Here is an 8476-nt window from a genome sequence, read left to right as displayed (position 1 = left end):
GATGCGGGAAGGTCTTCACTGCATCAGTAATCACACCAATCTGGTTAAACGGCAAACTAAGTGGTGGTAAAGACTGACATCGGCATTATTACTGTCACTGTGTAGCATCAGCCCTGTTTTCCGGACTGGGGCTTTCAGCGCTTGTTCCAGCATCCCGCAGGTCAGGCTCAGCACCGGCTTCTGAGACATCTGCCACGCGATAATTTCGAGATTAAACAGGTCCTGCACCACAGACAGATACAGCTTCTCCTGTCCGATCCTGAACTCTGTCACATCAGTGCACCACTTTTTTCCGCTTTCTTCTGTTCTGAAGCGCCGGGCAAGAAGATTAAGCGAAGCCTGATTACTGTCGTTCATCCACGAACTGTACTTTTTGCGCCGAATCTGACAGAACAGACCCTGCCGCCTCATCAGCTTCCCCACCGTTTTATGGTTCAGTCGGGTACCCCTTCTTCTCAGCTCCGTAGTCATGCGACGATAGCCATAGCACTCCTTGTGTTGCCTGTGGATTGCCGCCATAAGCGGTATTACTTCCGCGTATTTGTCAGGCCTGCTGGCGGGTTTAGCCTGATGATAGTACCAGCTGCTGCGGGGCAGGCTGGCCGCCCGCAGCAGGCATCTCAGCGAGTGGTCAGGCAGCAGCAGGCGGACTAGCCGGGCTTTTTCTGCTGCTCCCTGAGCGCATTTTCCGCTCTCAGGGCCTTCAGCTTTTTTAAATATGCATTCTCCGCTCGCAGATATTCAAGCTCTCTGAGCAGCTCAGGATGCGTCATTTCACTGTAAGGTTTTGCTTCGGAAGGCTGTTTACGTTTGGTCATGGCGGAGCCTGCTCTGGACGGATTAAGTTCCACTGTGCCTTTTGTACGATATCTGTGCAACCAGTTCTGGATTAGCGTCTCATTGGGAATGGCAAAGAGCGCAGAAGCGTCAGCGCTGCTGCAGCGGTTTTCAAGGATATAGTGAACCACACGAAGTTTGAACTCTGCGGAATAAAAACGATGAGGACGATGCTCCAGACCTGTCTCACCCTGCTGCCTGAAGGCGCGTATCCAGCGGGAGAGTGGCGTCCTGCCGACTTTAAACTGGCGTGCAGCTTCAGCAATTCCGGCTTGGCCGGACAGAACGTGCTGAACAGCCGCCAGTCTGAGAGAAAAAGGATGTTTCATTTTGAACCTCCGGAGTCTGAACTGTTTGTCCAGGATCCGGGGTTCAGTACAGGATTTGATCCCCCCTACCCCCTAGCCTGTGTGGGCATCAATCAAGATGGAAATCATTATTCAGGTTGCACCGACGACCGCTGCTCGCATTGTGCGGACAGGCATTAGAGTTATGCCCTGACTGCCCACAATAGCTGCAGCGCAGGTTGGCGCGGCGGGATGAACCACCCCATGTTTTGGGACAGTTCGCGTATGTATGAAGAAGTGAACCGCAGTACGTGCAATAGGTATAACTCATCGGATACGCTCTCTTGCCGTCTTCGCTCTGTGGCATTCCCAACACAACGACTCAAGATTGGAATCGTCATCAGTACCGCCATGAGCTTTTGGGATGATGTGGTCAACGCTGGTCGCTTTCTTCGCTATCTTCTGCCGGCGATGATTCTGACACAGGTATTGATCACGCTGTAGGATACGTGCCCGTATGATTTCCCAGAGCCGCCCGTATCCACGTTCCTGCCTGCTCTTTCCTGCCTGGTAGTTACGCCAGCCATCACCGGCATGCTGCTGCATGTGTTGTTCACAATACCCGCTGGCATCGTTGGTGATTGCCGCACATCCCTTGTGTCGGCATGGGCGTTTAGCGCGTGGTGGCATCGGCATCGTCCTGTTTGTTGGATACAAATTGTGTTGTACTCGGAGAGAAAAAGGGAAACGGTAACTAGCGGAGAATATTTAAAAAAAGCGCGAATCTGCACGCTATCGCCCCGTAATAAACCAAAGCGCCGGAAAGGACCCGGTAATGACAATGATTACCTAATAAGATAGAAGAATGAGCTCAATCTCCCGTCGCCCCGCCCCGTGGGAGGGGGGGGTACTTGCCAGGAGTACCTTTTGAAAATATTTGATAAAAATGTTAATTAAAGGCATAAAAAAACCTCGCGCATACGAGGTTTTTTTAGAAACAACATTGAATTAGCTGCTTTCGGGAGCATGCCAGATCATCGTACTACCGTTATGGTTTTCAATAATTTTGCAAGCTGAGCTACTACCAAACGTATGCATATAGCTGTGGTGAATCGTAAGAACCAAATCTTGCAAGTCTTGATCATCTTCAAGACTTGAAATTACCAGCCCAATATCCCTTGCTTTATCTATGTGAATATGTCTAGCATGCGCATATGTAGTAGAATGATCATTCAAACGTGAGCAAATAGCTCTAGCTTTTTCTTCTGCGTCAGGAACATCCCTAAACATGCCAGAAATCAGCCACTCAGAAACAATTTCTGAGGCCCATTTAATGGCCTTCTCACACTCACCTATGAAAGTGGGATGAAGCTTCTGAAGGTTGAATTGCCAAAAAGATATACTAGAAGGATCTGCTTTCAATTCTTGCTTAGCTTTCTCTACCTCTTCAAGAATACCATGAGCTGGAATCCCTCCCATTTGGGGATCAAAAGGTCCAATATTTGATTGCTTCCCCATCACGATTTCTTTAGCACAACAGGCGAGCATTGTCCCAGCAGACATAGCAATCATAGGAACAAAAGCTCTTATATCTGTGCCAAATTTTGCGCGAAGATATTGGCCTATAGATTCCAATGCCGCGATATCTCCGCCTGGCGTATGTATTAACAGATCCAGACCCTTTGTAGCATCCATTCCATTAATCGCTGCCATGAAGCCATTCTTATCGTCGTCAGTCATAGAAATCAACTGATTGACAGTTTGGGTATTCTTTTGCAGAAATCCGGAATAGTACGTAATTACGTTTCTTCCGGTTTTTTCCGACATTTCTGCAATGTATTTTTTTCGAACGACATCTAAAGGGCTGCGCTGCCCAAGGATAGTCATCTCCTCAAGCACTTCATTCCAATTTGGCATATTTTCAGTAGCTATACATTACGTAATTTTTTGAATTTTCTGTGTTTTTACTGCTATGGCGATGCATCGTGCCAGAAGAATAACTAACGCCAACTTGCTCAACCCTTGCTAAATTGGAACCAATAGCTCGGCGAACGAAATCAACAGGTGTGTCTGTAGGTGCGTATTCTGCTGGCGTGATGCCAAATTGTTTATATAGTTCGGCTGCTGACATAAAATATCCCCTTCTAACCACAATATTTAGTATCAATTCCTTCCAGTAGACACCATATATAGGGCGGCTCGAGTTTCATTTAATTATCAAGCACTTACCTGTGCTCGGGTTAAAAACCACTTTATGTGGTAAATATCAAGTAAAGATTGACTTTTAGCAACTCATTTAGTGCGATTACATCAGATTAAACCTGTAGGCGATCGTTTTTTAAACAAATACTGTATTTAAAAACATGTCTTTATATCTACTACATGAATTATCTGAAAAGCTTTTCCGTTTACTTCATTGGTCTGATGTAATTTCAGCTTGCATCATATTATTTGACTGCCTCACTGAGTCATAAATGCGCTCACATGTCACTCCTGCCCGGTAGTTTTCATCAGCTCGCTCAGCATAGTATCGAGCGTCTTCTGCAAGGCGTCCGAGCATGTCGGCAAACACTGCGGCATCGGCTCCGGCTGTTTTGCTTCTGACGGCAGCGGCAAGATCTGCGGTGTGCTTTGCGGCATCCAGCCGGGTGGCAAGCTTTGTTGCTTCGGTGCGCAGTTGACTAACAGTGGCAGACAGGCCAGCAGCAGTGGCAGCAGATTTAGCGGCTTGTGCTTGTGCATGTTTTATAGCCTCATCACGGGCAATAATACGCCCTTGTTCAATCATGCGAGCGGCGGTCTGTGCGTTCGCTGTTTGCGATGATTCTACGCTGTCACGCTCGGCCCACTTCTTTTCCCAACCGCGGCTGCTCCATACACTACCCGCGATGAAAGCAACGGCCACCAGCAACAAAATAACAATGAACTGATAGCGCAGGCTCACTGGTCTATCCCCCAGCACGCCAGCGCGCTTTCCTGGTCCCGTCTTTCTACCTGCCCATAGCAGCCATTTTTCTGGCCTTTAGTCAGGCGACAATCACGTCCACCGTCTTTAATCCACCAGCGGATCGCTTCACAGGCACCTCTACGGTCGCTAGCATTAATTCGCTTATAGAACGTAGACGGGAAACATTTTCCGGGGCCGATGTTGTATGGGCAGAAAGACGCAATCCCGACTTTCTGTGGTTCGGTCAGTGGTACCTTGATATTTCGCTCAACCCACGCCAGCGCCTTGTCGCGTTCTGTAGCGTTCACCTGGGCGCATTTCTCAGCAGACAACTTCATACCCTGAACTACCGGCTTACCATCAACCATCGTGGCGCCACGGCATATGGTCCAGATTCCGCCGCCGTCGAGATACGCTGTCAGGCTGTTACCCTCTTTCTCATCCAGAAACTGATCGAGAATCACAGATGCGGAAGCCCCGGCAAGAATCAAACCAACGACCGCTGCACTCAGTTTATTCTTCAGCTTTGGTGACATTGCCATTAAGCCGGTCCTCCCTTTCCTTTTTCCTGTAATACCAGTTCACTGCACAAGTGATAACAGTGCATGCGATACCGACAATAATTGCCCAGTCGCTCAGGCTTAACCCTGCAATTCTGTCGGCCAACATCCAGGACACCTCTTTTGCTGTTTTTGCTGTTTCGGCATATGCCTTCGCTGATACACCGCAGCCGGTCAGCGTGGTGCCTGTTCCATATGAAAGTCTGCTGTAAATGGTGCTCATTCTGGTCATAGCCTCACCTCCGATTTTTCGGATGGCGCTTTGTGAGATGAAAGGGTCAGGCTTCACGAGCTGGATTTATCAACAAAGCACGTAGCGGATGATTCCCGTGAGCCTGAAATGAAAAAGGCCGCCATGCGGCAGCCCCTAGTAAAATAGATTGTTTACATTGGTGGAGTAAGAGGACCTTCTAACACCTCTGCTTCACCGTTATGGCAAATGTCATCGCCTCTGGTCAGATGCCAGACACCTGTGATTGTTTTACCCGTTTCCAGATCATCAACAGTGTCATTCGTGTAGTACGCCACCTGTACAACACCGACATGCTGAATCCAGTAGTAACCTTCTTTCATAAGCTTCTCCGCGATACTCAGCAGATAGTATAGAGCAGTACAAATAATGCTGTGGTGCAGGAAGCCACAACTTAATCTTTGCTATAAAGTAATTTCGAAAGATGACGATAATGGGTAATAAATGTAAGGCCGGAGGAACCACCATGAGCATGACAGTTAGCACTTTGGGTCAGGACATACTGCAAAGCACAGTAAAACAAGCACCTTCAAGTACTGGCAACTCTGTTTCACAACAAATTCAAAACCTGAAAAAACAAATTGGTGAGTTGACAAAAGAACTCAGCGCCATGGGTTCAAAAATAAATGAAGTAACCTCCGAAGATGAGGCAAAACTGCTTAAACAGCAGATGGAGATGATTCAAAGGCAAATCGAGTCTATGTACGCAAAAATTGCTCAATTACAAAAACAAGAAGCAGAAAAAAACCAAATGGCATCGGGTGCATTACCTACGGTAAGTGACAAATCAAGTTCGAACGTTGCAGGGAATAATACTAAAAATATTGATGTCTACGTTTAGCAGTGACCCCCTATCATTTTTCCTCTGAGTTAGAAACGAAAAAGGATTGTGAGAACTTGTTTTCGAGTTAACGATTTCAGATCGGCGATATGACAGGGGTACTGGTGCTATGCACCTCGCGAATACCCCTGTCGTATCGCCGGAAACCAAAAACCCCGCTGTGGCGGGGTTCTCGTTATGTTCAAATTGTTCGCTTTTTGTCGCTGCCATAGTGGCGCAGCTCTGCCAAGCATGAATAAATTATCTGATTTTCTGGCCCGTTTTCAACACCATTATCAAAAAATAGCATCAATAGCTAAAAAATGATTTCAGTGAGTCTATTCAGATAACAGTTTGCGTGCTTCCAAAAAGACCTTTGCTCTGAATATTTCCAGGCACCAGCGCACGCGCTTTCTCGCCTCCCCATCAGTTAACCATGGCGCAATCGCCTGCAACTCCCGGGTTATGTCTGAGATTTTTTTTCGGGTGGTGTAATACTGAAGACCGACCACATAAACCGGATCATTAATATCCAGCGCCTGCAGTACGCATTGCTCAACAAAATCGACATCATCATTATGCAGGGCTTCATCAATCACACTAGCGGATGACTGCGGCCAGAGAATGCTATGTGCCCTGTTCATTGCCTGCTGTCCACGGAATCCCTCTTCTCTCGCCTGATTTAACGCAACAGTGAATCGCTCTAACGCCTTATCTGACCAAATCCGTCCTTTAATAACATTCCAGCACGCATGGCCCCGCGGCATACGAGGTGCTGTTTTTCCTCCCACACCCTCGCCCCATGTAGTGAGCAGGGATTTAATCCATCCGGACTGAATCCCCGTCAGAAGAATGCATTTACCCAGCCAGCTTTTACGCGGCGCAGCTGCTGCTTTTTCAAATGCTGACTGCTTTAGTCTGCGTTGGCGTGGCGTCATGCTTTTAGTTCCTCAATAATTATTCTCCCGGTTTCTCCCCATAATTTTGATACCCGAGCATCCCATATATGTGCATCATTTTCGTAAATGGCATCCATCAGGCCTTTCATCATGTTGTCGAAATCAGGTTTAGCCTGGTGTGGTTTACCGTTGAACTCAGCCCGTTTCTTTTTGCTCCAGCTCGCTGGCATCGGAAGAATGAAGGTGACATGCGAACCGCTTTCCGGCAGCTCAACACACTGCAGACGAACTTCATCACAGAAAGCCCGGTAACGCAGAACCTCGGGGCGCTTTTTCCATTTGTCAGCGCGCGTCATTCTGGGCTTACCGACGGGTGTAATTGGATATTCAGGCATCAAGAGCCTCCTTGATTCTTTTACCGATCCAGCGCATAACCGGTACAGCCATACTGTTGCCGATCGCTTTGTAGCGCGGACCATCTTTCGCCAGTCGGTAGGCTTCTTCTGCAGTTATTTTTGGGTTGTGATGGCGCACGTAAGCATATTCATCAGCAGTGATCTGCTTACGCTTATCACGGGGGATTAAAGTGTGGTTATCGGGGAAGCCTTGCAGACGCTCGCACTCAACTGGTGTCAGGCGACGAACGGCCATGTCTTTCATTACTGAAGGGGATAAATTCGATCCGCTACTGGCGGCGGCCAGAGTTGGGGATTGTTCTTCTGCCCAGCCAATGCCACCCGCTTTTGCGCCTTGACCAGCCTTGAAGGCATAAGCAACTGCATTTTCCTGCCCGTGATTTCGTCCCAGCGTATGAGCAAAATTAATGTTTGTGTCTGGGTCTTGTGTGCCGTGAATGGCATAGGTATCCAAATCTTCAGCCATGCTGTCATTTGATTTGGCAAGCAACGTTCTACTGACGTCTGAATAAGTCACAGTGAGATCGGTTGCATCTTTATGGTCGCGCGCTTTAACAGTGGATGCGGTTTCATCATTAACATAATCACCAAATGCCCGCATGCGAAAGACACCAACGATTCCACCTCCGCGCTGGCTGAATAACTCCTGGTTGCTTTGACCTATGCCTCCGATGTTGTGTGACTGGTTGAGGGTTGGATGTGGATTATATTCCCCATACCAGTGGCTACCGTTAGCAATGCGACGCCCAGTATTTGCGGTAATGCCCTTCCCCGCTTTTCGGCGCGGCGGAGTATCCCGGCGCATGCCTTCGGACTCAAAAAGTATTTTTGCGGGATCGATATCCCCTCGAGCGCTTGCGATAACAAACACACGGCGGCGTCGTTGGGCCACTCCGAAAAATTGAGCGTCGAGCACTCGCCAGCAGACAGCCCTTTCTGGTCCCAGCACATAACCAGCGTTTGTCCATTTTTTCCCTGGTGATTCCAGTTCACAGCTTTCACCGGCAAGCCCTGCAAGAAAACATCCGAAAGCGTTATCTCTGCTGCTGAATACTCCGGGTACGTTTTCCCAGACGACAATGACGGGAGGTTTTCCCTGTTCTCTTCGTTTTTCATCTATTGCGTTTACCAGTTCTACAAATGCGAGGGTCAATTGCCCGCGGGAATCAGTCAGGCCATTACGTAAACCAGCAATACTGAATGCCTGGCATGGAGTACCACCCACCAGAACATCTGGCGCTTCGATTTTTCCACGCCAAATTGCAGCGGCGATTTTTGTCATATCACCGATGTTTGTTACGTGCGGCCAGCGATACGCCAGAACAGCAGATGGGAAATCTGGACCGTTTTTATAATTGTGTTCAGGATCGAACTGAGAGAACCATGACGGTCGCCAGCCCAAAACCTCCCACGCTATACTTGCAGCCTCAATTCCACTACATACTGAACCATAAGTAATA

10 protein-coding genes and 2 pseudogenes are annotated in these 8476 nt (G+C 48.2%); 1 reads left to right on the top strand and 11 read right to left on the bottom strand.

The window, feature by feature from the left end; genetic code table 11:
* Nucleotides 1-93: 93 nt before the first annotated feature.
* From WC7_RS27105 to WC7_RS16020, 8 genes and pseudogenes are all read right to left on the bottom strand, one after another.
* A pseudogene (locus tag WC7_RS27105) lies at nt 94-1166 on the bottom strand (IS3 family transposase); the annotation flags it as partial.
* Nucleotides 1167-1451: 285 nt separating this feature from the next.
* Entirely contained in the window at nt 1452-1814 is a 363-nt protein-coding gene (locus WC7_RS16000) for an HNH endonuclease (RefSeq protein WP_016152728.1), read from the bottom strand.
* A 318-nt stretch (nt 1815-2132) separates the two neighbouring features.
* On the bottom strand, nt 2133-3041 hold the full coding sequence (locus WC7_RS16005) for an SDH family Clp fold serine proteinase (protein ID WP_016152726.1): 909 nt from the start codon (nt 3039-3041) through the stop codon (nt 2133-2135).
* Between the two features lie 4 nt (nt 3042-3045).
* A complete protein-coding gene (locus tag WC7_RS26625; RefSeq protein ID WP_155849780.1) occupies nt 3046-3255 on the bottom strand; it encodes a hypothetical protein in 210 nt (69 codons plus the stop codon).
* Nucleotides 3256-3537: 282 nt separating this feature from the next.
* Complete coding sequence (locus WC7_RS0124475; protein WP_032947014.1) at nt 3538-4068, bottom strand: DUF2514 domain-containing protein; 531 nt, start codon at nt 4066-4068, stop codon at nt 3538-3540.
* The gene (locus WC7_RS16010; RefSeq protein WP_016152724.1) at nt 4065-4613 is read right to left on the bottom strand and encodes a lysozyme; all 549 of its coding nucleotides are present in this window, start codon (nt 4611-4613) and stop codon (nt 4065-4067) included. Before WC7_RS16010 ends, WC7_RS0124475 begins: the two co-directional genes overlap by 4 nt.
* The gene (locus WC7_RS16015; protein ID WP_003832349.1) at nt 4585-4863 is read right to left on the bottom strand and encodes a phage holin; all 279 of its coding nucleotides are present in this window, start codon (nt 4861-4863) and stop codon (nt 4585-4587) included. Before WC7_RS16015 ends, WC7_RS16010 begins: the two co-directional genes overlap by 29 nt.
* A 152-nt stretch (nt 4864-5015) precedes the next feature.
* Nucleotides 5016-5204 (bottom strand): hypothetical protein, encoded by a 189-nt coding sequence (locus WC7_RS16020; RefSeq protein WP_016152723.1) that lies wholly within the window; start codon nt 5202-5204, stop codon nt 5016-5018.
* Between the two features lie 143 nt (nt 5205-5347).
* On the opposite strand from WC7_RS16020, the gene WC7_RS16025 reads away from it, so the two are divergent.
* On the top strand, nt 5348-5722 hold the full coding sequence (locus tag WC7_RS16025) for a FlxA-like family protein (RefSeq protein WP_016152722.1): 375 nt from the start codon (nt 5348-5350) through the stop codon (nt 5720-5722).
* 317 nt (nt 5723-6039) lie between these two features.
* Here the strand turns inward: WC7_RS16025 and WC7_RS16030 are convergent, their stop codons facing one another.
* From WC7_RS16030 to WC7_RS16040, 3 genes and pseudogenes are all read right to left on the bottom strand, one after another.
* Nucleotides 6040-6639: a hypothetical protein gene (locus WC7_RS16030; protein WP_016152721.1), complete on the bottom strand. Its 600-nt coding sequence runs from the start codon at nt 6637-6639 to the stop codon at nt 6040-6042.
* Nucleotides 6636-6995 (bottom strand): RusA family crossover junction endodeoxyribonuclease, encoded by a 360-nt coding sequence (locus WC7_RS16035; protein ID WP_016152720.1) that lies wholly within the window; start codon nt 6993-6995, stop codon nt 6636-6638. Before WC7_RS16035 ends, WC7_RS16030 begins: the two co-directional genes overlap by 4 nt.
* A gap of 1 nt (nt 6996) precedes the next feature.
* Nucleotides 6997-8475 (bottom strand): annotated as a pseudogene (locus WC7_RS16040) (DNA cytosine methyltransferase); the annotation flags it as partial.
* Nucleotide 8476 lies beyond the last annotated feature (1 nt).

Origin of the sequence: Citrobacter sp. KTE151 (assembly GCF_000398845.1) — a bacterium.
Taxonomy (GTDB): domain Bacteria; phylum Pseudomonadota; class Gammaproteobacteria; order Enterobacterales; family Enterobacteriaceae; genus Citrobacter; species Citrobacter braakii.
Note: the sequence above shows the minus strand (reverse complement) of the source record. Positions and strands in the feature narration are given on the sequence as shown.